We start from the raw sequence: 25,717 nt of genomic DNA, 5'->3' as shown, positions 1-25,717 counted from the left end.
GCTTGTTGGGTTTGCCTGATTCTCAGGCAAAAGCCTGCAGCGAACCCTTCATCTTCTTCAACGCCACCGCTTCGATCTGGCGGATACGCTCGGCGGACACGCCGAATTCGTCAGCCAGTTCGTGCAATGTCGCGCCGCTGCCGTCGTCATTGGCCAGCCAACGAGCTTCCACGATACGGCGCGAACGGTCGTCGAGCTTGCTCAGCGCAGCTTCCAGGCCTTCCGACTGCAGACGGTCGTATTGCTTGGCTTCCATCACGCGAGTCGGCTCATTGTTGTCCGAAGACAGATAGGCGATTGGTGCAAACTTGTCGTCTTCATCGTCAGTCGGCGCTTCCAGCGCAACATCGCGGCCGGACAGGCGGGTTTCCATCTCGATGACTTCTTCGCGCTTGACGTCCAGCGTCTTGGCCAAGGCGTCGACTTGCGCCGGCGTCATGGCGTCCAGGCCGGTCTTGTGGCTGCGCAGGTTGAAGAACAGCTTGCGCTGCGCCTTGGTCGTCGCAACCTTGACCAGACGCCAGTTCTTCAGAATGTACTCGTGCATCTCGGCTTTGATCCAGTGCATCGCGTACGACACGAGACGCACATTTTGATCGGGGTCGAAGCGCTTGACCGCCTTCATCAGGCCGATATTGCCTTCCTGGATCAGGTCGGCATGCGGCAGGCCGTAGCCCAGATAACCGCGGGCGATCGACACCACCAGACGCAAATGGGACAGCACCATCTTTTGAGCGGCGCCGAGGTCATTCTGGTCGCGCAAGGCGCGGGCCAGTGAAATTTCTTCAGCTTGCGTCAGCATCGGCAGACGATTGACGGCCGAAATATAGGCGTCAATGTTGCCCAGGCTGCCGGAGAAGCCGAGCGCAAGCGCATTGGTCTCGACGGGCATGAGTGCAGTAGCTGATTTCATTGATTCTCCTTGGTTCCTGTGAGGAAGCGATGCGTAAATTGGCAATTGCCTTAAAGCCGCACTATTTCTATCAACTATTCTAGCACTCCTCAATTGAGAGTGCTAATAACGAATCTGGAAGAAAGAAATAGCTAATTTCTATGGCAGTTTTTTTGCCAATTGGCATTTCATCGCAAGAATTAGAGGGAAATTGGGGATCAAAGTTGCTTGTTTCAAGCACAAACCTGTAACAAATTTTGCAGGGCAACATTAAAAAATGGCAACAATTCCATCAAAGGAGTTGTTGCCATTTCAAGCAGAAATTAGGGGGGATTCAGGCCAGCCGAGACAGGTGCCGTTTGACCGACAGCATGGCGCCGATCAGGCCGAGCAGGGCGCTGACGCCAAGCAGGAAGCCGATGGCCTCGATACTCGGCGGCGCCAGGCGGAATTCGGAAGCGTACAGCCGGGCGAAGTCGGTGATCGCCAAGTTGAGCGGCTGCAATGCCAGCACCACCAGGCCCAGCGCCAACCCGCCCGCGCATACGCCGAGCAGGGCGCCGGTGTAATAAAACGGTCGGTGGATGAAGGCGTTGGTAGCACCCAGCAGGCGCGAAACTTCGATTTCCTCGTATTGCGTCATAACCTGCAGGCGGATGGTGTTGAACACCACGGCCACCACCACCGCGCCCAGCGTGATGCCCAGGAACAGCAGCACCAGCCGCAAGATGCGCAGCAGCGCTGCCAGCCGCTTGACCCAGGCCGAATCGATCTGCACCGTGTCGACGCCCGGCATGGCCTTGAGTTTTTGCGCGATGTCGTCGACGCGGGTGGCGTCCATGGCGTCCTGGAAGCCAGACATCTTCAGCACATAGCTGTCAGGCAGGGGATTGGCGCCCAGCGTTGCCAGCACGTCGTTGAGGCCGGTCTTGCTCTTGAGCGAGTCGAAGGCCTTCTCGCGCGGCGTGAAATCGACACGCGCGGCGCTGCCGCTGTCGGCCAGCACGGCGCGGATGTTGCCGGCCAGCGCGGTGGCCTTGTCGCGCGAGAGGTCCATTTTCAGGAAGATGCTGATCTCGGGCTCGACCGCGAGCTGTTCCGAGACCGGGCGCACGTTTTCAAGCACGGTCAGGCCGGCGAACGGCAGCGCCAGCGCGATCGACACTACCAGTACGTTGAGGACGAAGTTGCCGGGCGAGCGCAGCAGGTGATGGAAGGCGTCGGCGAAGGCGAAGAAATGTTGGCGCAGCCAGTTCATTGCGAAATCTCCACCGGGTTGCTGACGCCGTTGTGCCAGCCGTCGACGATGCGGCCGCGGTCAAGATAGATGATGCGGTCCGCGCCGGTTAGGTATTGCTCGTCATGGGTCGAGATCAGGCAGGTCACGCCGACGCCGTGAAAAGACTTCAGTGCAGCCAGCACCTTGTTGGCGTTGTCGCGGTCGAGATTGGCGGTCGGTTCGTCGGCCAGGATGATCTGCGGGCGGTTGACGATGGCGCGCGCAATCGCCACGCGCTGCTGTTCGCCGCCGGACAGTTCCTGCGGGCCGGAAGTCGCCTTGTCGAGCAGATCGACCTTGTCCAGCGCGGCGCGGGCGCGTTTTTCAGCATCCGAACGCGCTGCGCCGGTGACGATCAGCGGCAGCATCACATTAGCTAGGATGCTGCGATCCTGCAGCAGGCGTTGTTGCTGAAAAATCAGGCCAAGGTTGCGGCGCAGGTAAGGCATGCCGGAAGGCTTGATGGTGTTGATGCTCTGGCCGTTGACAGTGAGCGTGCCGGCGCTTGGGCGCTCCATCGCGGCGATCATCTTGAGCAGGGTCGACTTGCCGGCGCCGGACGGACCGGCCAGGAACAGCAGCTCGCCCTTCTGGACCGAGAGCGTGATGTCGCGCAGCGCAAAGACGTCGCGCGAATATTGTTTGGAGACCTTGGCGAATTCGATCATCGTCGGTGATGGATTTGTTTTTCTTGGGCGCGGTTCAAATTGGTTTTCAGCTTATTTTCAGCTTATTTTCAGCTTAGCAAGGCATCCACGAATTCTTCGGCGTCGAAGGCTTGCAGGTCGTCGATCGACTCGCCCACGCCGATGAAATACAGCGGTATCGGACGGGTCTTGGCGATCGCCGCCAGAATGCCACCCTTGGCGGTGCCGTCCAGCTTGGTCACGACCAGGCCGGTCAGGCCCAGCGCGTCGTCGAAGGCCTTGACCTGCGCCAGCGCATTTTGGCCGGTATTGCCGTCGATGACCAGCAGTACTTCATGCGGCGCGGTGTCCATGGCCTTGCCGATGACGCGCTTGATCTTCTTGAGCTCGTCCATCAGGTGCAACTGAGTCGGCAGGCGGCCTGCTGTGTCGACCATGACGACGTTGGTGCTGCGCGCCGTGGCCGAATGCACGGCATCGTAGGCCACCGCCGCCGGATCGCCCGATTCCTGCGAAATCACGGTAATGTTGTTGCGCTCGCCCCAGATCGTCAGTTGCTCGCGGGCGGCGGCGCGGAAGGTGTCGCCGGCGGCCAGCAGCACCGATTGGTCATGCGCCTGCAAATGCTTGGCCAGCTTGCCGATGGTGGTGGTCTTGCCGGCGCCGTTCACGCCCGCGATCATCATCACCAGCGGCTGATGGCGGCCCAGCACCAGCGGCTTCTGCAGCGGGCGGAGCATCTCGATGAGCAGTGCGCGCAAGGCCTGGCGTACCTGGTCGGCTTCGGTCAGCTTTTCGTCCCGGACTTTTTTCTTGAGCGCATCGAGCAGGAACTGGGTCGCGTCGACGCCGGCGTCCGACACCAGCAGGGCCGATTCCAGTTCTTCATACAGCTCGTCGCCGATTTTGGCGCCGACGAACAGGGTGGTCAGGTTGCTGGAGGTCTTGGAGAGACCGCTTTTCAGGCGCGCCAGCCAGGAACGTTTGGCCTCGACCGACGGCGGCGCAGCTTCGACGATCTCTTCGGCTGCCGGAGCAATTGCAGAAGAAATTGCGGGAGTAGCCGCAGGGATTGCAGAAGGCGCAGCCGGGACGGGCGCGGCCTGAGGAGCTGCTTCTTTGGCAACGGCGGGTTCAGGCTGGGTTTTTTTCTTGAAGAAACTAAACATCGGATGCTGGGCTGGCTCTGTCGAAAGTGGCTGCGGTGTCTGATGGAGGGCGTTTCCGGCCGTTTCCAGGCGGGAAATCGCAATGAACAAGGTACAATTGGCCAGCCTCATGCCCGGATACTGCCGTCCGGGCGGTCCTTGGCCAGCCCCCGCATTCTATCAGAGCACAGCGCATGAAATTGAAGATCAGAGCAATCCTGTCGACCGGTTTGGTGTTTGCGTCCCTGGCGGTCCAGGCCCAGTCTTCCGGTCCGGCGACGGCTCAGGCGTCCACGCAGGCAGCTGCGCAGGCAACTGAATTCACGCTTAAAAACGGCATGAAAATCATCGTCAAGGAAGATCACCGCGCGCCCACGGCCGTCCAGATGGTCTGGTACAAGGTCGGTGCTATCGACGAGATCAACGGCACCACCGGCATCGCCCACGCGCTGGAACACATGATGTTCAAGGGCACAAGGAAGCACAAGGTCGGCGAGTTCAGCCGCCTGGTCGCCGAACTCGGCGGCCGCGAAAACGCCTTCACCAACCGCGACTACACCGCCTACTTTCAACAGGTCGGGCACGACAGCCTGGAAGCGGTGATGGCGCTGGAAGCCGACCGCATGCGCAACCTGCAGTTCGACCAGAACGAATTCGCCAAAGAAATCCGCGTCGTCATGGAAGAGCGCCGCTGGCGCACCGACGACCAGCCGCAAGGCCTGATGAACGAAGCGCTGCACGCGGCCGCCTTCGTGGCCCATCCCTATCATCATCCGGTGGTCGGCTGGATGGACGACCTGCAGCACATGACTATCCGCGACATCGAGGACTGGTATCGCCGCTGGTATGCGCCCAATAACGCAACGCTGGTGGTTAGCGGCGACGTCAGCGCGCAGAAGGTGGCGGCGCTGGCGGAAAAATACTTCGGCCCGATTCCGTCCAAGAGCATCGTGCGCGGCAAGCCGCAGAACGAACCCGAACAACACGGCCTGCGCCGCGTAACCGTCAAGGCGCCGGCGGAAAATCCCTACGTCATCCTGGCGTTCAAGGTGCCCACGCTGCGTGAAGTCGAAAAAGACCAGGACGTCTATGCCCTCGACGTACTGTCGGCGGTGCTCGACGGCTACGACAACGCGCGCCTGAACGACAAGCTGGTGCGCACCGATAAGGTCGCCAACAGCGTCGGCGCCAGCTACGACGACATCACGCGCGGCCCGACCTTGTTCACGCTGGAAGGAAGCCCCGCCTCCGGCACCAGCACTGCGCAACTGGAAACCCTGCTGCGCGCCGAAGTCGAGCGCATCGCCCGCGACGGCGTCTCGGAACAGGAATTGCAGCGCGTCAAGACGCAGCTGATCGCCTCGCAGGTCTACAAGCGCGACTCCATTTTTGGCCAGGCCATGGAAATCGGCGTGATGGAAATGTCCGGCCTGTCGCACAAGAACATCGACCGCATCGTCGAGCGGCTCAAGTCGGTCACGCCACAGCAGGTGCAGGCGGTGGCGCAGAAGTATTTCAGCGACGACAAGCTGACTGTGGCGACGCTGGAACCCTTGCCGCTGTCCGGCAAGAAGGCCGGTCCGCCGCCGGGACCGCTGCGCTGAGCTCAGTTTGGCTGACTGCAAGACACGAACCCCCTGATTTGCCGATTGATCTTCAGTTGTACTCTCACGGAGGAATAGCATGCCAGTGATCGTCGTTGCGAACCCCAAAGGCGGCGTAGGTAAAAGCACTCTCTCGACCAACCTCGCCGGCTACTTCGCCAGCCGCGGCCACGGCGTGCTGCTGGGCGACACCGATCGCCAGCAGTCGGCGCGCGCGTGGCTCAACATCCGGCCGCCGGCGGCGGCGCCGATCGCCACCTGGGAGATCAGCGAAGACTACATCGCCAAGCCGCCCAAAGGCACCACGCACGTGGTGCTGGACACACCCGCCGGTTTGCACGGCTGGCGCCTGAACGACGTCCTCAAAATGGCGGACAAGGTGATTGTGCCTTTGCAGCCGTCGATTTTCGACATTCTGGCGACGCAGGATTTTCTGCGCCGGCTGGCCGAAGAAAAAGCCGTGCGCCAGGGCGACATCGACGTCGGCATCGTCGGCATGCGCGTCGATGCGCGCACGCGCTCGGCCGACCAGCTGCATCGCTTCATCGAAGGTCTCAACCTGCCGGTGCTGAGCTATCTGCGCGACACCCAGAATTACGTGCAACTGGCGGCGCACGGCCTGACCCTGTGGGACATCGCGCCCTCGCGCGTGCAGCGCGATATCGAGCAATGGCAGCCGGTCATTGACTGGGTGGATGGCAAGACTGCCGCCGCTCCTGCTGCAGTCGTGGCCGATCCGGCCGGGCAGGGTGGATAAGAATGAATACAGATAGCTTCTGTTTTGCTTTGATTTGATTGGTCCGGTATCAAGATGAAAAAATATTTGTTGTTGTGTGCCCTTGTCCTCGGCGGTTTTGCAGTGCAGGCGCAGGCGGCACTGCAGATCCAGTCGTGGTCGCTGCCCAACGGGGCGCGCGTGCTGTTCGTGGAAAACCACGCGATTCCTATGCTCGATCTGAGCGTGGAATTCGACGCCGGCGCGCGCCGCGATCCCGACGGTAAATCCGGACTGGCCTCGCTGACCAACGCCCAGCTCACACGCGGCGTAGCAGCGTCAGGTGACGGGCCTGCGCTGACTGAGGCGCAGATTCTCGACGGTCTCGCCGACGTGGCTGCCCAGCGCGGCGGCGGCGCCAGCATGGATCGTGCCGGCGTGACCTTGCGCATGCTGTCGAGCGCCGCCGAGCGCGATGCTGCGATCGGCTTGCTGGCGCGCACGCTGGCGCAGCCGAGCTTCCCTGAGGCACCGTTCGCCCGCGACAAGGCGCGCACCATCGCTGACGTGCGCGAGTCGCAGACCAAGGCCGAAGACATCGCCGCCAAGGCATTCTGGGCTGCACTATATGGCACTCATCCCTATGCGCGTCAGGAAAGCGAAGACAGTGTCGTCGCCATCACGCGCGAAGACCTGGTCGCTTTCCATCGCACGCACTATGTCGGCAACCGCGCCGTTGTCGCCATGATCGGCGACGTCACACGCGCACAGGCCGACCAGATCGCGCAACGGCTGACGCAGCAATTGCCGCAAGGCGCGCCATTGCCGGCCTTGCCTTCCATCGGGCTCACTGCGCCGAAGGACCAGCGCATCAGCCATCCCGCTTCGCAATCGCATATCCTGATCGGCATGCCGGCGCTGGTGCGCGGCGATCCGGATTTCTTCGCGCTGACGGTCGGCAACTACATTCTCGGCGGTGGCGGTTTCGTCTCGCGCCTGACCAATGAAGTCCGTGAAAAGCGTGCGTTGACGTACAGCGTCTACAGCTACTTCTCGCCGATGGCGCAGAAGGGACCGTTCCAGATCGGCTTGCAGACCAAGCAGGAACAAACCGCCGAAGCGCTCGAGGTGGTACGTCGCACGCTGGCCGATTACCTGCGCGACGGCCCGACTGCGGGCGAGCTCAAGGCGGCCAAGGACAACCTGGTCGGCGGCTTCGCGCTACGCATCGACAACAACCGCAAGATCCTCGACAACCTCGCGGTGATCGGCTATTACGGCCTGCCGTTGGATTATCTGGACACCTGGACCGCCAATATCGGCAAAGTCACCGTGGCGCAAATCCGCGCCGCTTTCAAACGTAAAATCGCCCTCGATCAACTCAGTACGGTCGTGGTCGGCGAGGCAAAATAAAAACATGAGCAAGACAGCAAGAAAACATGGCGTGGCCGCGGGTGGTCATCACAGCAATCGCGCTTCGCATCAGGTGCGCATCATCGGCGGACAGTGGAAGCGCACGCCGCTGCCGGTGCTCGAGGCCGAAGGTCTGCGCCCGACCCCGGACCGCGTGCGCGAGACGGTGTTCAACTGGATCACGCACCTGATCGACGCCGACTGGCAAGGCGTGCGTTGCCTCGACCTGTTCGCCGGCACCGGCGCGCTCGGTTTCGAAGCCGCCAGCCGTGGCGCACAGCGCGTGGTCATGGTGGAGAATCACGGCCCGGCTGCCCGCCAGCTCGACGCCAGCAAGGAAAAATTGAAAGCCGCGCAGGTCGAAGTGAGGCGCGGCGATGCGCTGGCGCTGTTGCAGGGCTACAAGGCGCCAAGCCTGACGCCGACAAACTCAAGCGCGGGATTCAACCTCATCTTCGCCGATCCGCCGTATCATCAGGACTGGCTCGCGAAGATCATGCCCATATGCGAGCAAGTGCTGACCGATGGCGGCCTGGTGTACGTCGAATCGGAGCATGCGCTGGAAGGCGAAGAGTTGCCCGCCTGGATGGCGCCCTGGGAGGTTGTCAGGGCCGACAAGGCGGGCATGGTGTTTTATCATTTATTGCGGCGCAAAAACATCGGCTAATTCAGGCATAATGCGCGTTCTGATTGCTTAGCTGGTGAGGAGAGACCCTGATGGTGACAGCTGTTTATCCGGGAACATTCGATCCGTTGACACGAGGCCATGAAGATCTGGTCAGACGCGCATCGGGATTGTTTGACAAGTTGGTCGTAGGCGTAGCGGACAGCAAAAACAAGAAGCCGTTTTTCTCTCTCGAGGAGCGCCTGTCGATAGCAAATGAAATACTCGGGCACTACCCGAATGTCCAGGTGGAAAGTTTTTCCGGTCTGCTCAAGGATTTCGTGAGGCAAAACAACGCCCGCGTGATCGTGCGCGGCCTGCGCGCGGTATCGGATTTCGAATATGAATTCCAGATGGCCGGCATGAATCGTTATCTGCTGCCCGACGTGGAAACCTTGTTTCTGACGCCGTCGGACCAATATCAATTCATATCGGGCACCATCGTGCGCGAAATCGCCCTGCTGGGCGGCGACGTATCGAAGTTCGTATTTCCCTCGGTCGAAAAATGGCTGAAGGAAAAGATGGCCAAGATGGATTTGTAATGTCCGCATTGCCTGCCGGAACGAAACCGGCCGGCAATCCGGCAGTCCAAGTAATGAGCTGCATGTAAAGGAAGCGTTTGTATGGCACTGATGATCACCGATGATTGCATTAACTGCGACGTCTGCGAGCCCGAGTGCCCGAACGAGGCGATTTACATGGGCCCGCAGATCTATGAAATCGACCACAACAAGTGCACCGAATGCGTCGGCCATTTCGATGAGCCGCAATGTCAGCAAGTCTGCCCGGTCGCCTGCATCCCGTTCGACCCGGCCTGGCGCGAATCCAAAGAGCAGCTGATGCTCAAATACGAGACGCTGCAGGCCGCGGCCAAGACCTGATCGTTCTTCCCGTACTTCCTCTCTTCTTCTTTATTCTTTCCGCCTCATAAGAAAAACCTGCTTGCATATAGGCAGTTGGTATTTCTGCCGTGCGCCGCTCGCGCGGTATCATCGTCGCTCGCCATTTTTTTCGCAGTTTCATGCGCGCGCCGATGGATCTCACCGGCCGCCTCGCCGGGAAAACAGCCATGCCCAATCATCAGCGCCTGCGTCAGTTCATCACTTCCTTCTCCGATTTGCTCGGGCGTGAAAGCGCCGAAGCGGCCATCCTGCGCGACGGCGCCGAGCTCCTGCGCGATCTGGTCGCAGTCGACGACTGGTTGCCGGAAGCCTATGCCCAACCGGATCCGGAACGCTATCGCCAATACCTGCTGCACGTCGATTCGGCGCAGCGCTTTTCGGTGGTCAGTTTCGTCTGGGGACCCGGCCAGCAAACGCCGGTGCACGACCATACCGTGTGGGGCCTGATCGGCATGCTGCGCGGCTCGGAATATTCGCAGTCCTATCGTTGGCAGGGCGGCAACGACAACGGTAACGGCAAGGGCGCGCTCGCGCCGCACGGAGAACCGATACAATTGACGCCCGGCATGGTGGAGCCGATTTCGCCCAACCTCGAAGGCCTCGACGATATCCACCGCGTGCACAACGCGCATGCGGACCAGGTGTCGATCAGCGTGCACGTCTACGGCGCTAACATCGGCGCGGTAAACCGTTCGGTGTATCAGCCGGACGGTACGCGCAAGGCGTTCATCTCGGGCTATTCGAACGACACGCTGCCCAACATCTGGGATTTATCCAAGGAGAGCAAGACGACATGAGCAGCATCCGCATCGGCAGACGAAGCTTTCAACAAGTCCGCGACGACCTTCTGGCGCGCCGCGAAATCGCGCTGCTCGACGTGCGTGAAGAAGCGCCGCACGCCGAAGCGCATCCGCTGTTCGCCGCCAACCTGTCGTTCTCGCACCTGGAATTGCTGGCCTATGCGCGCATTCCGCGCCGTGATACCACCATCGTCGTGCTCGACGACGGCGAAGGCCTGGCGCGGAAGGCTGCCGAGCGCTTCGTCGCGCTCGGCTATAGCAATGTCAGCGTGCTCGACGGCGGCGTGACGGGATGGAAGGCCGCCGGCGGCGAGCTGTTCCAGGACGTTAACGTGCCTAGCAAATCCTTCGGCGAGCTGGTCGAAAGCAAGCGCCACACGCCGTCATTGTCGGCGCCCGAGGTCAAGGCGCTGCTCGATGCGAAGGAAAACGTGGTGGTGCTCGATGCACGCCGTTTCGACGAATACCAGAACATGAACATCCCGTCCTCGATCAGCGTGCCAGGCGCCGAGCTGGTCTTGCGCGTGCGCGAACTGGCGCCGGATCCGAACACGCGCGTGATCGTCAACTGCGCCGGCCGCACGCGCAGCATCATCGGTACGCAATCACTGGTCAATGCCGGCATTCCCAACCAGGTCCACGCGCTGCGCAATGGCACCATCGGCTGGACGCTGGCCGGGCAGCAACTCGAACACGGCAACAGCCGGCAATTCCCGGTTGAGCTGACGGCGGCAACGCGCGCGCAGGCGGCGGCCGATGCCCGCGCCGTGGCTGACCGCGCCGGCGTCAAACGGCTGGATGCACAGGGTTTGCAGGCGCTGCGCACCGACACCGCGCGCACCACCTATCGCTTCGATGTACGCACACCGCAGGAATATGAAGCCGGCCATCTGCCCGGCTTCCTCAGTGCGCCCGGCGGACAGCTGGTGCAGGAGACCGAGTCCAACGCCACCGTGCGCGGCGCCCGTATCGTGCTGATCGACGATGACGGCGTGCGCGCCAACATGACGGCTTCATGGCTGGCGCAGATGGCGTGGGAAGTCTACGTGCTCGACGGCGCAACCGCGCAGCAATTCAGCGAACAAGGTCTTGCACCGCGGGAATTGCCGCCGGCGCCGTCCTCTGAAAAAATTACGCCGCAGACATTGGCCGGCTGGCTGGAGCAAGACAAAGCCCAAGGCAACGCGGGCAAGGGTACCGTCGTGCTGGATTTCTCCACTAGCGCGAACTACGTCAAGCAGCACGTTCCCGGCGCCTGGTTTGCCTTGCGCTCGCAACTGGCGCAAGCCTTGCAGAATGTGCCGGCAGCCGAGCGTTACGTGGTCACTTGCGGCAGCAGCCTGCTGGCGGCATTCGTCATCGGCGATCTGGCCGCACTCACCGATAAGCCTGTGTTCCTGCTGGAAGGCGGCAACAACGGCTGGAAAGCCGCCGGCCTGCCGATCGAGACCGGCGCGACCTCGCTGGCTTCGCCGCGCATCGACCGCTATCGTCGTCCTTACGAAGGCACCGACAATCCCGCCTCCGCCATGCAGGCCTATCTCGATTGGGAGTTCGGGCTGGTCGAGCAGCTTGGCCGCGACGGCACTCATGGGTTCCAGGTCATATGAGGTATTGCTGAACGACAGGCAAAGAAAACGCGCGACCCGATTACAATGACGGTCGCGTTTTCTTTTGAAACGGTACTCATGCAACACATCCCGCCGCGCGCAGTCGGCGCACTGCTCGTCAACACCACCATCTGGGGCTTGTCCTGGATCGCCTTCAAATCCCTGCAGCAGCAGGGCATCCATCCGCTGTGGGCGACCGCGATCATCTTTTCCTGTTGCACGCTGTGGATGCTGCTGCTCAAGCGCAAATCGCTGGGCGAGATCGGCAAGCATCCCGAGCTGATTTACGTGGCGATTGCGTCCGGCCTGACCAACACCGCCTTCAACGGCGCGGTGGCGTTCGGCGACGTGGTGCGCGTGGTGCTGCTGTTTTACCTGATGCCGATCTGGGCAGTGATCCTGGCCCGGCTGGTGCTGCACGAGCCGATCACGCAACGCGCCTTGCTGCGGATTGCACTGGGTCTGACGGGCGCCGTCATCGTGTTGTACCAGCCGGCGATCGGCGTGCCGCTGCCGCACGACCTGGCCGATTGGGTGGCGCTGGCCGGCGGTTTCTTCTTCGCAGTCAACAATATCATGTTGCGTCGCCTGCATGGCGTCGCCGACGGTGCCCGCGCCATCGCCATGCTGAGCGGCGGCGCGCTGCTGTCGATTATGCTGGGCGCAGCGCTGGCGGCGTCCGGACTGATCGCCTGGCCCGAGGCCATCGGCGCACCCTCGGTGCCGACGCTGGCGCTCTGGTCGGTGCTGTTCATGGTGTCCAACCTGTGCCTGCAATACGGCGTGTCGAGGCTGCCGGCGAACATCACGGCAGTGGTCATGCTGGTGGAAATCATCATCGCCGCCGTGTCGGCGTGGTTGTTCGGCGCGGCGGAATTGCGCGTCCAGGATCTGATCGGCGGCGCCTTGATCATCGCCACGCCGTGGCTGGTGCGTGACCGCCGGGTGGCGGAGCAGCCGCTCTAAACCGCCAGCATCACCCGGTTGCGGCCGCCTTCCTTGGCGCGGTAGAGCGCCTCGTCGGCGCTGGCGATCAGTTTCTGGCGCGCCTGGTCGGCCGGCATGCTGCGGTCGGGTGGCGTCTGCGAGGCGGCGCCGATGGAGACGGTGATCTGCAATGCTTCGTCGGCGCCGACAATCTCAATGACTTGCTGGGCCACGCTGGCGCGAATGCGCTCGGCGATGCGTTCCGCGTCTTGCATGGTCGCCTGGGTCAGCAGCACGATGAATTCTTCGCCGCCGTAACGTCCCAGTGAATCGCTCAGGCGCAATTCCTTCTTGATACGCGTCGCCACTTCGCGCAACACGTCGTCGCCGCTCTGGTGGCCGAACTTGTCGTTGACGCGCTTGAAGTGGTCGATGTCGATGAACAGGCAGGACAGCGCCGAACGGTCGCGTTGGGCGCGGCCGATTTCTTCCTGCATGCGTTGTTCGATGTAGCGGCGGTTGTTGACGCCGGTAAGCGGATCGGTCAGGCCGATGTGCTTGAGGCGTTCGTTGTTGATGACGTTTTCCAGGCAGATCGCCACCACCGAGGCCAGCCGTTCAATGAAGTCGGTCGCCAGGTTGCCGGTGAAGCGGCCTTCATGGGCGCTGCCCAGGGCCAGGTAGCCGATCAGTTTCTGATGGCGCGTCAGCGGCAGGATCGCTACGCTGGCGGGCTGGTAAAGCGGGAACAGCGACTGATGCAATTCGTGCTGGTAGGGGCCGAGCGTGGGTTTCTCCAGCGGCAGGGCGGGGCCGTCTTCGGGCAGGAACAGCAGGTTGGGATACTCGTCGAGACCGATTTGCAGGTCGTGCAGGATGCGGCGTACGTCGAAGGCGTAGTCGACCAGCGTGAGCGTGACGATTTCGAGGCTGAAGGTGTTGGGCATCAAGAGCGACACCGTTTCGATCAGGTCGCGGAATTCGCTGGAGCCGATCAGGCGCAGGTCGAAATCCTGGTGGCGCTGCATGATTTGCTGGTTGATGCGGGCCTGCTCCAGCAGGTCCTGCAACTCGGCGTGCAACTGCTGGTTTTCCACCAGCAATGCTTGGGTGTCGACAGCGCTATTCATCGTGGTCCGGTCTTGTGCCGTTTTTGCTTGGTTCCCTTGATACCCTCAACGCTGGCCGGAGCCGCGTTCCCCTTGCCCGGCAGGCGATTTGCTGCGGACGCACAAGCTTACCACCAGCGCGCCGCGATTGGCTTACAGCGTGCTGAAAAAACGCTCGCCCATTTCTTCCAGGCCGAGCGACTGCAACACGTCGTGCAGGCGTTCAGTCGGCCGCTTGCGCGGCAGGTCCTTGTAGCGGGCGATGATCAGTTCGTTCTTCATTGAGTGTTCCCAGCCGACCAGCTCGGTCACGCTGACCTGGTAGCCATGCGCCTCCAGCTGCAGGCAGCGCAGCACGTTGGTGACCTGGCTGCCGAACTCGCGCGTGTGCAGCGGATGGCGCCACAGCTCGGTCAGCGAAGTACGGCCCAGCGAGGCGCCTTTGTTGCGGTTAAGCACGGAGGCGACCTCGGCCTGGCAGCACGGCACCAGCACGATGAACTGCGCGTGTTTTTTCAGCGCGAAGTGGATGGCGTCGTCGGTCGCCGTATCGCAGGCGTGCAGGGCGGTGACGACGTCGATCTGTTCGGGCAGCGCGGTCGAGCCTATCGAGTCGGCCACCGACAGGTTGAGGAAGGACATGCCCGGAAAGCCCAGGCGTTTGGCCAGCTCGGTCGATTTCTGCACCAGTTCTTCACGGGTTTCGATACCGTAGATGCGCGAATTGCCTTCCAGCGCCTTGAAGAACAGGTCATACAGGATAAAACCGAGATAGGACTTGCCGGCGCCATGATCGACCACGCTGACATCGGGATGCGCGTTGCGGATCTCCTGCAGCAGCGGTTCGATGAACTGGTACAGGTGATAGACCTGCTTGAGCTTGCGGCGGCTGTCCTGGTTGAGCTTGCCGTCGCGCGTCAGGATGTGCAACTCCTTGAGCAGTTCGATCGACTGGCCCGGACGGATTTCCGGAATTGTCGCGGCAGGGGTGGCGCCGCTGGAACCTGCAGCGGCGCCGGCCGCCGCAGGTTTGTTGTGCTTCTTGCTGCTCATAGGGATGGCAATGGCTTAGACGTTGAACAGGAAGTTCATCACGTCGCCGTCCTTGACGATGTATTCCTTGCCTTCGGCGCGCATCTTGCCCGCTTCCTTGGCGCCGTTTTCACCCTTGTAGGCGATGTAGTCTTCGTAGGCGATGGTCTGCGCACGAATGAAGCCGCGTTCAAAGTCGGTGTGGATCACGCCGGCCGCCTGCGGGCCGGTGGCGCCGACCGGTACGGTCCATGCGCGCACTTCCTTGACGCCTGCGGTGAAGTAGGTCTGCAGGCCGAGCAGCTTGAAGCCGGCGCGGATCAGGCGGTCCAGGCCCGGTTCATCCATTCCCATGTCGGCCAGGAATTCGGTCTTGTCGGCGTCCTCGAGGTCGGCGATTTCCGATTCGATGGCGGCGCAGATGGCGACGATCGGCGCACCTTGCTCTGCCGCGTACTTGGTCAGCAGGTCCAGCAGCGGGTTGTCGGTGAAGCCTGTGTCGGACACATTGGCCACATACATGGCCGGCTTGGCCGTGATCAGGCACAGCGGCTTGATCAGCGCCATTTCTTCCGCGTCGAGGCCGAGTGCGCGCACCGGCTGGGCGTCGTCCAGTGCCGGCATGATGCGTTCCAGCAGGGCCACCAGCTTGGCGGCGTCCTTGTCGCCCGAGCGGGCTTTTTTCTGTTCGCGATGGATCGCCTTCTCGACCGTGCCCATATCGGCCAGCGCCAGTTCGGTCTGGATCACGGCGATGTCGTCCAGCGGGCTGACCTTGCCGGCCACGTGAATCACGTTCGGATCTTCAAAGCAGCGCACCACGTTGACGATGGCGTCGGTTTCGCGGATGTGGGACAGGAACTGGTTGCCCAGGCCTTCGCCTTTGGAGGCGCCCGCCACCAGGCCGGCGATGTCGACGAATTCCACGGTTGCCGAAAGAATACGTTCCGGCTTGACGATCTCTGCCAGTGCCTGCAAGCGCGGATCGGGCACTTCGACCATGCCGACGTTCGGTTCGATGGTGCAGAACGGATAGTTTTCAGCGGGAATACCCGCCTTGGTCAAGGCATTGAACAGGGTCGATTTACCGACGTTGGGCAGGCCGACGATGCCGCATTTGAGGCTCATGACAAAATTCTTTCTTAATCAAAAGCGGTATTGTATCAAGTCGGGCGGCCGATCCGCAGCTTTGCTGTGGCCGGTGCGGCATCTCCGGCAAGCTTTGTGCTGCGACGCGGAAACATAAGAATTGCATCTCAAGTCGCCGAGATTGGTCAGTTGAAGTGTTGCCGCTTTGTTTCAAGGCGTTAAATCTGCGGTTTGGCGTTGGATTGTATTTACACTGCCTGTTGCCCCGCCGAAAGCAATTGCTGTTTTTGCTCTACAATGTCGCCTTTGGAGAATTCTTGGTATACGTCTTGCCTAACATCGTAGAAATCCGCGACTTGCACTTTGGCTATGGGGACCGCCCGATTTTGTCGGGCCTCCACATGGACTTCCCACGTGGAAAAGTGATCGCCGTCATGGGCGGATCCGGTTCCGGCAAGACCACCATCCTGCGCCTGATCGGCGGCCAGTTGCGCCCGCAGTCGGGCACGCTGACGGTGGACGGCGAGAACGTGCCGTCGCTTGATACCCGCGACCTGTATCGCCTGCGCCGCAAGATGGGCATGCTGTTCCAGAACGGCGCATTGTTTACTGACATGACGGTGTTCGACAACGTCGCGTTCCCGCTGCATGAGCACACCGACCTGCCGGAAGAACTGATCCGCGACCTGGTGCTGCTCAAGCTCAACGCCGTCGGCCTGCGCAATGCCGCATCGCTCAAGCCGGCCGAGATTTCCGGCGGCATGGCGCGTCGTGTGGCGCTGGCGCGCGCAATCGCGCTGGACCCCGCACTGATCATGTATGACGAGCCGTTCGCCGGTCTCGATCCGATTTCCATGGGCGTCACCGCGAACCTGATCCGCAAGCTCAACGACGCACTCGGCTCGACCTCGATTCTGGTCTCGCATGACGTCAACGAGTCGTTTGGCATCGCCGACTACGTCTACTTCCTGTCGGCAGGCAAGATCGTCGCGCAAGGCACGCCGGACGAGATGCGCGCCTCGCAGGACCCTTACGTGAAGCAATTCGTGCACGCCGAGGCCGATGGCCCGGTGCCGTTCCATTATCCGGGCCGCTCGCTGGCAGAGGACGTCGGCCTGGGAGGACGTCAATGATCGCTGGTTTCCTGGGCGGCATCGGCCGCTCTCTGCGCGAATTCGTGCTCGGCCTCGGTTTTGCTGCGCGCATGTTCTGGACTGTGATCCGCTCGTCGGGAGGCCTGTGGCGCCGTCCGCGTCTGATCACCGACCAGATCCACTTCATCGGCAACTATTCGCTGGTCATCATCGCCGTGTCGGGCCTGTTCGTCGGCTTCGTGCTTGGCCTGCAAGGCTATTACACCCTCAACAAGTACGGTTCCGAACAGGCGCTCGGCCTGCTGGTGGCCCTGTCGCTGACGCGCGAACTGGGACCGGTCGTGACCGCCTTGCTGTTCGCCGGCCGCGCCGGCACGTCGCTGACGGCTGAAATCGGCCTGATGAAAGCCGGCGAGCAACTGTCGGCGATGGAAATGATGGCCGTCGATCCGCTGCAGCGCGTGGTCGCGCCGCGCTTCTGGGCCGGTGTTGTTGCCATGCCCGTGTTGGCCGCGATTTTTAGTGCCGTCGGTGTGATGGGTGGTTATATTGTGGGTGTACTGATGATCGGCGTCGATGAAGGCGCGTTCTGGTCGCAGATGCAAGGTGGTGTGGATGTCTGGAACGATATTGCCAACGGCGTGCTCAAGAGCATCGTTTTCGGTATTGCGGTAACCTTCGTTGCCCTTTATCAGGGCTACGAAGCCAAGCCGACCCCGGAAGGCGTTTCGCGCGCCACCACGCGCACGGTCGTGATCGCTTCGCTGATGGTGTTGGGATTGGACTTCCTGCTGACGGCGCTGATGTTCAGCTGAGCAGCATAGGCCGGAATACAGGCAGGAACGCAGTCAGGAATAATGAGGGCAAGTCCGCAACGAACTTCATCGCGGGCTTCGGATTGATTTTTAGGATGGCAGTGTATGCAACGTAAAACATTAGACGTGTGGGTGGGCTTGTTTGTCTTGCTGGGAGCGGCTGCGCTGGTTTTCCTCGCGCTCAAGGCGGGCAACATGAGCTCGTTCTCGTTCAATCAGAAGACCTATTCGATCACGAGCAAGTTCGACAACATCGGCGGCCTCAAGCCGCGCGCCGCAGTCAAGAGCGCCGGCGTGGTGGTCGGACGTGTCGACGCGATCCGCTTCGACGACAAGACATTTCAGGCATCGGTGACGCTCAATATGGATGAGCGCTACCAGTTTCCAAAGGATAGTTCGGCCAAGATCCTGACCTCAGGTCTGCTTGGTGAGCAATACATCGGTATCGAACCGGGGGGTGATGTAAAAAATCTGGCGGCAGGCGACACGATCAAGATGACGCAATCGGCGATCGTGCTGGAGAACCTGATCAGCCAGTTCTTATATAGCAAGGCAGCAGAGGGAAAGGATAATTCAAAATGAAAATAACAGCTCGCATCGGAGCGCTGGCCATGGTCGCCGCGCTCAGTGGTTGCGCCACTTCGCAAAACCCGAACGATCCGCTTGAAGGCTTCAACCGCGCGATGTTCAGCTTCAACGACACCGTCGACAAGGTGGCGCTGAAACCAGCTGCGCAAGCGTACCAGTTCGTTTTGCCGAATTTCGTGCAGACCGGCATCGGCAACTTCTTCGGCAACATCGGCGACCTGTGGTCGGCGGTGAACCAGATCCTGCAAGGCCGCGTTGAAACGGGCGTCACCAGCTTCATGCGCGTGGCTGTCAATACCACCTTCGGTCTGGTCGGCGTGCTCGACGTCAGTACCGAAGCGCGTTTGCCGAAGCAGAAGTCCGACTTCGGCCAGACGCTGGGCAAATGGGGCGTAGGCTCCGGCCCGTACGTCGTGCTGCCGCTGCTGGGCCCGTCGACGATTCGCGATACCGCTGCGTTGCCGGCCGATTTTTATGGCGATCTGTGGTCGTACAAGAAGCCGGTGCGCTGGCGTAACGTCGGTTCGGTGGTGCGCGTGATTGACAAGCGTGCACAGTTGCTGGACGCTTCCAACCTGCTGGAAGACGCCGCGCTCGACAAGTATGACTTCGTGCGCGACACCTATCTGCAAAGCCGCCAATCGCAAATCGACGGCACCAAGGACGATCATCGCAGCAAGGAAGAAGTCGTCAAGCCGTAACCGGCGCGCGACCTGCATTACAGGTGGAACCGGCCGGGCGCGATCATCGCGCCCGGCCTCACTTGAAAATCCGGAGAATGCATCCACGTTGGATGTCCGGTATCCAATATCCGTTTTAACCCGCCGCACGCGTTGCACAAAATTGTGGCAAAGTGGAATGGCAACAGCGTATCGGATCATCTCCGGCACGGCTGCGGCAGGCGGCGAAAGCGAAAAACGGATCGTGGCGCCTTATTTATGAATGGATCGTAGATTATGAACATGCTTACCAAATTTCTGGCGATTGCCCTGTCGGCTTCCGCGCTGACGTTCGCTTCTGCTGCCTCTGCGCAGGAAGCGCCCGACGCGCTGGTCAAGCGCATCAGCGACGACGTCATCAACACCGCCAAGAGCGACAAGGAAATCCAGGCCGGCAACATCAACCGCATCGTTGCCCTGGTGGAAGAAAAAATCCTGCCTTACGTCGACTCCGAGCGCATGACCTCGCTGGCGGCCGGCCGCTACTGGCGTCAGGCGACGCCTGAACAGCAGAAGCAGCTGATCACCGAATTCCGCAGCCTGCTGATCTATACGTACTCTGGCGCGCTGTCGCAAATCCGCGACCAGAAGATCGAATACAAGCCGCTGCGCGCCGATCCGGCCGACACTGAAGTGGAAGTGCGTTCGCAAGTGATCCAGTCGCGCGGCGAGCCGATCCAGCTGAGCTATCGTCTTGAAAAGCTGTCGTCGGGCTGGAAGATGTATGACGTCAACGTGATGGGCGCGTGGTTGGTGGAGGCTTATAAAGGCACCTTCAACAGCGAAATCACCAAGGGCGGCATCGACGGCCTGATCAAGAGCCTGTCCGACAAGAACAAGCAGCTGGCTGCGCGTTCGGGCAAGAAGTAACCGGGACCGACAGGAAACCTGACATGTTCAAACCCGCCGCCACCCTTACCGCCGACAATGCCAGCGCCACGCTGGCGGCCGGCCTGCAGGCAATTGCCGGCGGCCAGTCGGCGATCGACCTGAGCGGCGTTGCGACTGTGGATTCTTCCGCCGTCGCCACCTTGCTGGCGTGGCAACGCGCCGCCAGGAAAAAGGGGCTGACGCTGCAATTCGGCGTGCTGCCGGCCAATCTGCAAAGCCTGGTCGACCTGTACGGCGCCGCGTCGCTGCTGGGCGCGCCGACTTCCGCATCCGACCGACACCACTGATCTCCTGAAGGCGGCCGGCAATGCCGGCAGCCGCTTCCCCCATTCCGGCTGCAAGAGCGGAAATCCCCTATAATCCAACGTTTCGCTGCACCGCTTGTTGCCTTGATGCAAAAGGCCGGCAGCCTGATTCGTTCCCTTTTTGCTTACTCTGACGCGTCCCGAATACGGACCAAAAAATGGCAGCTCTACAGATCAACAACGTCGAAAAACGCTATCAGTCGCTACAGGCGCTGGGCGGAGTTTCGCTCTCGATAGAAGAGGGTGAGTTTTTCGGCCTGCTCGGCCCCAACGGCGCCGGCAAAACCACGCTCATCTCGATCGTGGCCGGCTTGAATCGTGCCGACTCCGGCTCGGTCACCATCCACGGTCACGACGTCGTCACCGATTACCGTGCGGCGCGCACCAAGCTCGGCGTAGTGCCGCAGGAACTGGTGTTCGACCCGTTCTTCACCGTGCGCGAAACGCTGCGCATGCAATCCGGCTATTTCGGCTTGAAGAACAACGACCGCTGGATCGACGAGGTGATGGACAACCTGGACCTCACCAACAAGGCCGACACCAATATGCGTGCGCTGTCCGGCGGCATGAAGCGGCGCGTGCTGGTGGCCCAGGCGCTGGTGCACAAGCCGCCCGTCATCGTGCTTGACGAGCCGACTGCAGGCGTCGATGTCGAGCTGCGCCAGACCCTGTGGAAATTCATCGGTCGCCTCAATCGCGAAGGTCACACCATCGTGCTGACCACGCACTACCTTGAAGAAGCGCAGGCGCTGTGTAACCGCATCGCCATGCTGAAGTTCGGCAAGGTAGTGGCGCTGGATTCGACGGATGCGCTGATCAAGCGCATTTCCGGTTCGCAACTGGTGCTGCGCCTGAAGTCGGGCGGCTTGCCTGACAGCCTGCGTCCGCTGGTGACGCATCCCGAAGAATTGTTGTCCGGCCTGAAATATACGCTGCGCGTAAACGACTACAACGACGTCGAGCCGATCCTGGCGGCGCTGCGCGAAGGCGGCGCGGTGATCGACGACATGCAGCTGCAACAGGCTGATCTGGAAGATGTCTTCATCCAGATCATGGGAGGCGTCAAATGACCGGTTTTCAAACACTGTTTTACAAGGAAGTGCTGCGTTTCTGGAAGGTCGCCACGCAAACCGTGACGGCGCCGATCATGACCGCCATGCTGTACCTGATGATCTTCGGCCACGTGTTGCAAGACCGCGTGCAGGTGTATCCGGGCGTGCAATACACCGGCTTTCTGGTGCCCGGGTTGGTCATGATGAGCGTGTTGCAGAACGCCTTCGCCAACAGCTCGTCCTCGCTGATCCAGTCCAAAATCACCGGCAACCTGGTGTTCGTGCTGCTGACTCCGCTGTCACACTGGGAAATGTTCGGCGGCTACGTGCTGGCAGCAGTCGTGCGCGGTCTGATCGTCGGCGCCGGCGTGTTCGTGGTGACGGCGTGGTTCGGTCACCTGAGCTTCGTGGCGCCGTGGTGGATCGTGATCTTCGCCTTGCTGGGCGCTGCCATCCTCGGCACCATGGGATTGGTCGCCGGGATCTGGGCGGAGAAGTTCGACCAGTTGGCGGCGTTCCAGAATTTTCTGATCGTGCCGCTGACCTTCCTGGCCGGCGTGTTCTATTCGATCCACTCGCTGCCGCCATTCTGGCAAACAGTCTCGCATTTCAACCCGTTCTTTTATATGATTGACGGTTTCCGTTACGGCTTTTTCGGGCAGTCCGACATCAATCCCCTGATCAGCCTGGCGATTGTCGTGGTGTTCTTCATCGCGCTGTCGACGCTGGCGGTACGGATGCTGAAGAGCGGCTACAAACTGCGCGCGGGCGCACATTGACGCACATCGACGCATATTGATGGCGACGTCCGACGTTCGCCATTTACCTTGATTACCTAGTGAAGAGCCGCATCATGCTACCCACACCTGAACTCGTTAAGAACTACATCGCTGCCGGCCTGGCCTGCTCGCACCTCGAAGTCGAGGGCGACGGCCAGCACTTTACCGCCGTTATCGTGTCCGACTCCTTCGCCGGCAAGCGTCTGATCCAGCGTCACCAGCTGGTCTACGCAGCGCTCGGCGATCGCATGCGCGAGGAAATTCACGCCCTGTCGATGAAGACCCTCACTCCCGAAGAATTTCAGAAATAAGGCCTAGCTTTTTCATGGACAAGCTTTTAATCCGCGGCGGTAATCGCCTCTCCGGCGAAGTCGTCATCTCCGGCGCCAAGAATGCTGCGCTGCCTATTCTGTGCGCAGGCCTGCTGACCGCCGATACGTTGAATTTATCGAACGTGCCGAACCTGCAGGACGTGAGCACGATTCTCAAACTGATGCGCCAGATGGGGTTGCGCGCAGAGCAGAACGATCACAGCGTCACCCTCAACGGCAATGACATCACCAAGCTCGAAGCGCCTTATGAACTGGTGAAGACCATGCGCGCCTCGATCCTGGTGCTCGGTCCGCTGCTGGCGCGCTTCGGCGAAGCCAAGGTCTCGCTGCCGGGCGGCTGCGCCATCGGCTCGCGTCCGGTCGACCAGCACATCAAGGGTTTGCAGGCGATGGGCGCGGAAATCACCATCGATGCCGGCTACATCTACGCCAAGGCCAAGCGCCTCAAGGGCACCCGCATCGTGACCGACATGATCACCGTCACCGGCACCGAAAACCTGCTGATGGCGGCCGTACTGGCCGAAGGCGAGACCGTGCTGGAAAACGCCGCACGCGAACCTGAAGTCAGCGACCTGGCGCATCTGCTGGTCGCGATGGGCGCGAAGATCGAAGGCATCGGCACCGACCGCCTGGTGATCCAGGGCGTCGACAAGCTGCACGGCGCTTCGCACACCGTCATCGCCGACCGCATCGAAACCGGCACCTTCCTGTGCGCCGTGGCGGCCGTAGGCGGCGACGTCACACTGAAGAATACCCGCAGCAGCCTGCTCGACGCTGCGCTCGACAAGCTGCGTGAAGCCGGCGTCATCCTGACGACAGGCGACGACTGGATCCGCGTGCAGATGGCGCGCCGTCCCAAGGCGGTCAGCTTCCGCACCACAGAATATCCAGGCTTCCCGACCGACATGCAGGCGCAGTTCATGGCGCTGAACTGCATCGCCGAAGGCACCAGCCACGTCACTGAAACGATCTTCGAGAATCGCTTCATGCACGTGCAGGAAATGAATCGCCTGGGCGCCGCCATCGACATCGAAGGCAATACGGCGATCGTCAAGGGCGTGGAAAAATTCATCGGCGCGCCGGTGATGGCGACCGATCTGCGCGCCTCGGCGTCATTGGTCATCGCCGGCTTGGCCGCGCAAGGCGAGACGCTGATCGAGCGCATTTATCACCTCGACCGCGGCTATGATCGCATGGAAAACAAATTGTCCTCGATCGGCGCCCAGATCGAACGCGTCAAATAATCGATAGCAAACAATGACTCAGCAACTCACTCCGCAGCTCACCCTGGCCCTATCCAAGGGCCGCATCTTCGAAGAAACGCTGCCGCTGCTCAAGGCGGCCGGCATCGAAGTCACCGAAGATCCCGAGACCTCGCGCAAACTGATCCTGCCGACCAATGACCCGGCCGTGCGCGTGATCATCGTGCGCGCCTCGGACGTGCCGACTTACGTGCAATACGGCGCGGCAGATTTCGGCGTGGCCGGCAAGGACGTATTGCTGGAGCATGGCGGCGAAGGCCTGTACCAGCCGATCGATCTGAACATCGCCAAGTGCCGTTTGTCGGTCGCGGTGCAGGAAGGTTTCGATTACGCCAGTGCGGTGCGCCAGGGCGCGCGCCTGCGCGTTGTCACCAAGTACGTCAAGACCGCGCGTGAACATTTCGCGTCCAAGGGTGTGCACGTCGACCTGATCAAGCTGTACGGCTCGATGGAGCTGGGCCCGCTGGTCGGCCTGTCCGACGCCATCGTCGACCTGGTCAGCACCGGCGGCACCTTGCGCGCCAACAAGCTGGTGGAAGTCGAACACATCATGGAAATTTCATCGCGCCTGGTGGTGAACCAGGCTGCGCTGAAACTGAAACGCGAACGCCTGCAACCGATCCTCGAAGCATTCGAAAAAGCGTCGCAGGCAAACGCATAACAGACACATGCGCTGAACATCACAGCGCAAGCATCGAACGTACTGAAAGCACCGAAGGCGACATCATGGGCATAGCAATCCGAAAACTCGATTCCACCGACGCCGGCTTCAGGCAGACGCTGTCGTCCGTGCTGGCCTTTGAGGCCGGCGAGGACGAGGCCATCGATCGCGCCGCCGCCGGCATCCTGGCCGACGTCAAGGCGCGCGGCGATGCCGCCGTGCTGGAATACACCAACCGTTTCGATCGCCTGTCCGCCACCGCCGTGTCCGCGCTGGAAATCGGCCAGGACGAGTTGAAAAAAGCATTGGACGGCTTGCCTGCTGCGCGTCGCGCCGCCTTGCAGACTGCCGCTGACCGCGTGCGTGCCTACCATGAGCGCCAGAAGAAGGAGTGCGGCTCCGACGGTTTTCTCTACACCGAAGCCGACGGCACCGTGCTGGGCCAGAAGGTCACGCCGCTGGATCGCGTCGGTATCTACGTGCCGGGCGGCAAGGCTGCCTATCCGTCGTCGGTATTGATGAACGCCATCCCGGCCAAGGTGGCCGGCGTGCAGGAAGTCATCATGGTGGTGCCGACTCCGGACGGCGTGAAGAACGAACTGGTGCTGGCCGCTGCGGCGATTGCCGGCGTCGACCGCGTGTTCACCATCGGCGGCGCCCAAGCCGTCGGCGCGCTGGCTTACGGCACCGACACAATTCCGCAAGTCGACAAGATCGTCGGTCCCGGCAATGCCTACGTCGCCGCCGCCAAGCGCCGCGTGTTCGGCACGGTCGGCATCGACATGATCGCCGGTCCGTCCGAAATCCTGGTGATCTGCGACGGCAGCACCGATCCGGACTGGATCGCCATGGACCTGTTCTCGCAAGCCGAGCATGACGAGCTGGCGCAATCCATTTTGCTGTGCCCGGATGGCGATTACATCGCCAAGGTCGAAGCCAGCATCAACAAGCAACTCGACGCCATGCCGCGCAAGGACGTGATCCGTACGTCGCTGACCGATCGCGGCGCGCTGGTCAAGGTGCGCGACATGGACGAAGCCTGCGAGATCGCCAACGCGATCGCCGCCGAGCATCTGGAAATCTCCACCGAACAGCCGCAGCAATGGGCCGACAAGATCCGTCACGCCGGCGCCATGTTCCTCGGTCGTTTCTCTTCCGAAGCGCTGGGTGATTATTGCGCCGGGCCCAACCACGTGTTGCCGACATCGCGCACCGCGCGTTTCTCGTCGCCGCTGGGCGTCTACGATTTCCAGAAGCGCTCCAGCATCATTCAGGTCAGCGAAGCCGGCGCCCAGACACTGGGCAAGGTTGCCGCCGAACTGGCTTACGGCGAAGGTTTGCAGGCGCACGCCCGTTCCGCCGAGTTGCGCCTCAAATGACGACCCTGC

At 61.4% G+C, this 25,717-nt stretch carries 28 protein-coding genes; 21 read left to right on the top strand and 7 right to left on the bottom strand.

Translation table 11 applies throughout. The annotated features are described in order from the left end of the window. Positions 1-22: 22 nt before the first annotated feature. The 4 genes from rpoH to ftsY all read right to left on the bottom strand — a co-directional run bounded on the left by rpoH (position 23) and on the right by ftsY (position 3,987). Positions 23-913 carry an RNA polymerase sigma factor RpoH gene (gene rpoH, locus ACIROW_RS15270; RefSeq protein ID WP_402277087.1) on the bottom strand — a complete coding sequence of 297 codons (891 nt, stop codon included), beginning with the start codon at positions 911-913 and terminating at the stop codon, positions 23-25. A gap of 313 nt (positions 914-1,226) precedes the next feature. Beyond that, positions 1,227-2,150, bottom strand: a complete 924-nt coding sequence (gene ftsX, locus ACIROW_RS15265) for a permease-like cell division protein FtsX (protein WP_402277086.1) — start codon at positions 2,148-2,150, stop codon at positions 1,227-1,229. Then, on the bottom strand, positions 2,147-2,839 hold the full coding sequence (locus ACIROW_RS15260; protein ID WP_402277084.1) for a cell division ATP-binding protein FtsE: 693 nt from the start codon (positions 2,837-2,839) through the stop codon (positions 2,147-2,149). Before ACIROW_RS15260 ends, ftsX begins: the two co-directional genes overlap by 4 nt. A 68-nt stretch (positions 2,840-2,907) precedes the next feature. After that, complete coding sequence (gene ftsY, locus ACIROW_RS15255; protein ID WP_402277082.1) at positions 2,908-3,987, bottom strand: signal recognition particle-docking protein FtsY; 1,080 nt, start codon at positions 3,985-3,987, stop codon at positions 2,908-2,910. Positions 3,988-4,160: 173 nt separating this feature from the next. On the opposite strand from ftsY, the gene ACIROW_RS15250 reads away from it, so the two are divergent. From ACIROW_RS15250 to ACIROW_RS15210, 9 genes are all read left to right on the top strand, one after another. Then, entirely contained in the window at positions 4,161-5,570 is a 1,410-nt protein-coding gene (locus tag ACIROW_RS15250) for a M16 family metallopeptidase (RefSeq protein ID WP_402277080.1), read from the top strand. Between the two features lie 79 nt (positions 5,571-5,649). Next, complete coding sequence (locus tag ACIROW_RS15245; protein ID WP_402277079.1) at positions 5,650-6,327, top strand: AAA family ATPase; 678 nt, start codon at positions 5,650-5,652, stop codon at positions 6,325-6,327. A 54-nt stretch (positions 6,328-6,381) separates the two neighbouring features. Continuing rightward, positions 6,382-7,698, top strand: coding sequence for a M16 family metallopeptidase (locus tag ACIROW_RS15240; RefSeq protein ID WP_402277077.1), 1,317 nt, complete (start codon positions 6,382-6,384; stop codon positions 7,696-7,698). A 4-nt stretch (positions 7,699-7,702) separates the two neighbouring features. After that, positions 7,703-8,365: a 16S rRNA (guanine(966)-N(2))-methyltransferase RsmD gene (gene rsmD, locus ACIROW_RS15235; protein ID WP_402277076.1), complete on the top strand. Its 663-nt coding sequence runs from the start codon at positions 7,703-7,705 to the stop codon at positions 8,363-8,365. A gap of 50 nt (positions 8,366-8,415) precedes the next feature. Beyond that, positions 8,416-8,904 (top strand): pantetheine-phosphate adenylyltransferase, encoded by a 489-nt coding sequence (gene coaD, locus ACIROW_RS15230; RefSeq protein WP_029363547.1) that lies wholly within the window; start codon positions 8,416-8,418, stop codon positions 8,902-8,904. Positions 8,905-8,985: 81 nt separating this feature from the next. Further along, positions 8,986-9,243 carry a YfhL family 4Fe-4S dicluster ferredoxin gene (locus tag ACIROW_RS15225; RefSeq protein WP_402277075.1) on the top strand — a complete coding sequence of 86 codons (258 nt, stop codon included), beginning with the start codon at positions 8,986-8,988 and terminating at the stop codon, positions 9,241-9,243. 188 nt (positions 9,244-9,431) lie between these two features. Beyond that, positions 9,432-10,061, top strand: a complete 630-nt coding sequence (locus ACIROW_RS15220) for a cysteine dioxygenase (RefSeq protein WP_402277073.1) — start codon at positions 9,432-9,434, stop codon at positions 10,059-10,061. Continuing rightward, positions 10,058-11,674, top strand: coding sequence for a rhodanese-related sulfurtransferase (locus tag ACIROW_RS15215; RefSeq protein WP_402277072.1), 1,617 nt, complete (start codon positions 10,058-10,060; stop codon positions 11,672-11,674). The genes ACIROW_RS15220 and ACIROW_RS15215 overlap by 4 nt, the downstream gene beginning before the upstream one ends. 78 nt (positions 11,675-11,752) lie before the next feature. Further along, positions 11,753-12,640, top strand: a complete 888-nt coding sequence (locus tag ACIROW_RS15210) for a DMT family transporter (protein ID WP_402277071.1) — start codon at positions 11,753-11,755, stop codon at positions 12,638-12,640. On the opposite strand, the gene ACIROW_RS15205 is transcribed toward ACIROW_RS15210, so the two are convergent. The 3 genes from ACIROW_RS15205 to ychF all read right to left on the bottom strand — a co-directional run bounded on the left by ACIROW_RS15205 (position 12,637) and on the right by ychF (position 15,870). Further along, positions 12,637-13,731 (bottom strand): DUF484 family protein, encoded by a 1,095-nt coding sequence (locus ACIROW_RS15205; protein WP_402277070.1) that lies wholly within the window; start codon positions 13,729-13,731, stop codon positions 12,637-12,639. The genes ACIROW_RS15210 and ACIROW_RS15205 overlap by 4 nt on opposite strands. A gap of 132 nt (positions 13,732-13,863) precedes the next feature. Beyond that, positions 13,864-14,763, bottom strand: a complete 900-nt coding sequence (locus ACIROW_RS15200) for a class I SAM-dependent methyltransferase (RefSeq protein WP_402277068.1) — start codon at positions 14,761-14,763, stop codon at positions 13,864-13,866. Between the two features lie 15 nt (positions 14,764-14,778). Beyond that, positions 14,779-15,870 (bottom strand): redox-regulated ATPase YchF, encoded by a 1,092-nt coding sequence (ychF, locus tag ACIROW_RS15195; protein ID WP_402277066.1) that lies wholly within the window; start codon positions 15,868-15,870, stop codon positions 14,779-14,781. Positions 15,871-16,160: 290 nt separating this feature from the next. On the opposite strand from ychF, the gene ACIROW_RS15190 reads away from it, so the two are divergent. The 12 genes from ACIROW_RS15190 to hisD all read left to right on the top strand — a co-directional run bounded on the left by ACIROW_RS15190 (position 16,161) and on the right by hisD (position 25,708). Next, entirely contained in the window at positions 16,161-16,964 is an 804-nt protein-coding gene (locus ACIROW_RS15190; RefSeq protein ID WP_402277064.1) for an ABC transporter ATP-binding protein, read from the top strand. Further along, on the top strand, positions 16,961-17,740 hold the full coding sequence (gene mlaE / locus ACIROW_RS15185) for a lipid asymmetry maintenance ABC transporter permease subunit MlaE (RefSeq protein WP_116434277.1): 780 nt from the start codon (positions 16,961-16,963) through the stop codon (positions 17,738-17,740). The genes ACIROW_RS15190 and mlaE overlap by 4 nt, the downstream gene beginning before the upstream one ends. A gap of 105 nt (positions 17,741-17,845) precedes the next feature. Next, complete coding sequence (gene mlaD / locus ACIROW_RS15180) at positions 17,846-18,322, top strand: outer membrane lipid asymmetry maintenance protein MlaD (protein ID WP_402277062.1); 477 nt, start codon at positions 17,846-17,848, stop codon at positions 18,320-18,322. Beyond that, positions 18,319-19,029, top strand: coding sequence for a VacJ family lipoprotein (locus tag ACIROW_RS15175; protein ID WP_402277060.1), 711 nt, complete (start codon positions 18,319-18,321; stop codon positions 19,027-19,029). Before mlaD ends, ACIROW_RS15175 begins: the two co-directional genes overlap by 4 nt. Positions 19,030-19,284: 255 nt before the next feature. Continuing rightward, positions 19,285-19,917 carry a phospholipid-binding protein MlaC gene (locus ACIROW_RS15170; protein ID WP_116434274.1) on the top strand — a complete coding sequence of 211 codons (633 nt, stop codon included), beginning with the start codon at positions 19,285-19,287 and terminating at the stop codon, positions 19,915-19,917. 23 nt (positions 19,918-19,940) lie between these two features. After that, positions 19,941-20,225 (top strand): lipid asymmetry maintenance protein MlaB, encoded by a 285-nt coding sequence (locus ACIROW_RS15165; protein ID WP_402277058.1) that lies wholly within the window; start codon positions 19,941-19,943, stop codon positions 20,223-20,225. A 176-nt stretch (positions 20,226-20,401) separates the two neighbouring features. Further along, positions 20,402-21,313, top strand: a complete 912-nt coding sequence (locus ACIROW_RS15160) for an ABC transporter ATP-binding protein (RefSeq protein WP_116434272.1) — start codon at positions 20,402-20,404, stop codon at positions 21,311-21,313. Continuing rightward, the gene (locus ACIROW_RS15155; RefSeq protein WP_116434271.1) at positions 21,310-22,074 is read left to right on the top strand and encodes an ABC transporter permease; all 765 of its coding nucleotides are present in this window, start codon (positions 21,310-21,312) and stop codon (positions 22,072-22,074) included. The genes ACIROW_RS15160 and ACIROW_RS15155 overlap by 4 nt, the downstream gene beginning before the upstream one ends. 74 nt (positions 22,075-22,148) lie before the next feature. Next, a complete protein-coding gene (locus ACIROW_RS15150; RefSeq protein ID WP_029363541.1) occupies positions 22,149-22,385 on the top strand; it encodes a BolA family protein in 237 nt (78 codons plus the stop codon). A 14-nt stretch (positions 22,386-22,399) separates the two neighbouring features. Continuing rightward, a complete protein-coding gene (murA, locus tag ACIROW_RS15145) occupies positions 22,400-23,650 on the top strand; it encodes a UDP-N-acetylglucosamine 1-carboxyvinyltransferase (RefSeq protein ID WP_116434270.1) in 1,251 nt (416 codons plus the stop codon). 13 nt (positions 23,651-23,663) lie between these two features. Next, positions 23,664-24,329, top strand: a complete 666-nt coding sequence (gene hisG, locus ACIROW_RS15140; protein ID WP_402277054.1) for an ATP phosphoribosyltransferase — start codon at positions 23,664-23,666, stop codon at positions 24,327-24,329. Positions 24,330-24,394: 65 nt separating this feature from the next. After that, complete coding sequence (hisD, locus tag ACIROW_RS15135) at positions 24,395-25,708, top strand: histidinol dehydrogenase (RefSeq protein WP_402277052.1); 1,314 nt, start codon at positions 24,395-24,397, stop codon at positions 25,706-25,708. The last annotated feature ends 9 nt before the right edge of the window (positions 25,709-25,717 follow it).

Origin of the sequence: Herbaspirillum sp. NPDC101397, from assembly GCF_044767325.1 — a bacterium.
Taxonomy (GTDB): Bacteria; Pseudomonadota; Gammaproteobacteria; order Burkholderiales; family Burkholderiaceae_D; genus Herbaspirillum.
Note: the sequence above shows the minus strand (reverse complement) of the source record. Positions and strands in the feature narration are given on the sequence as shown.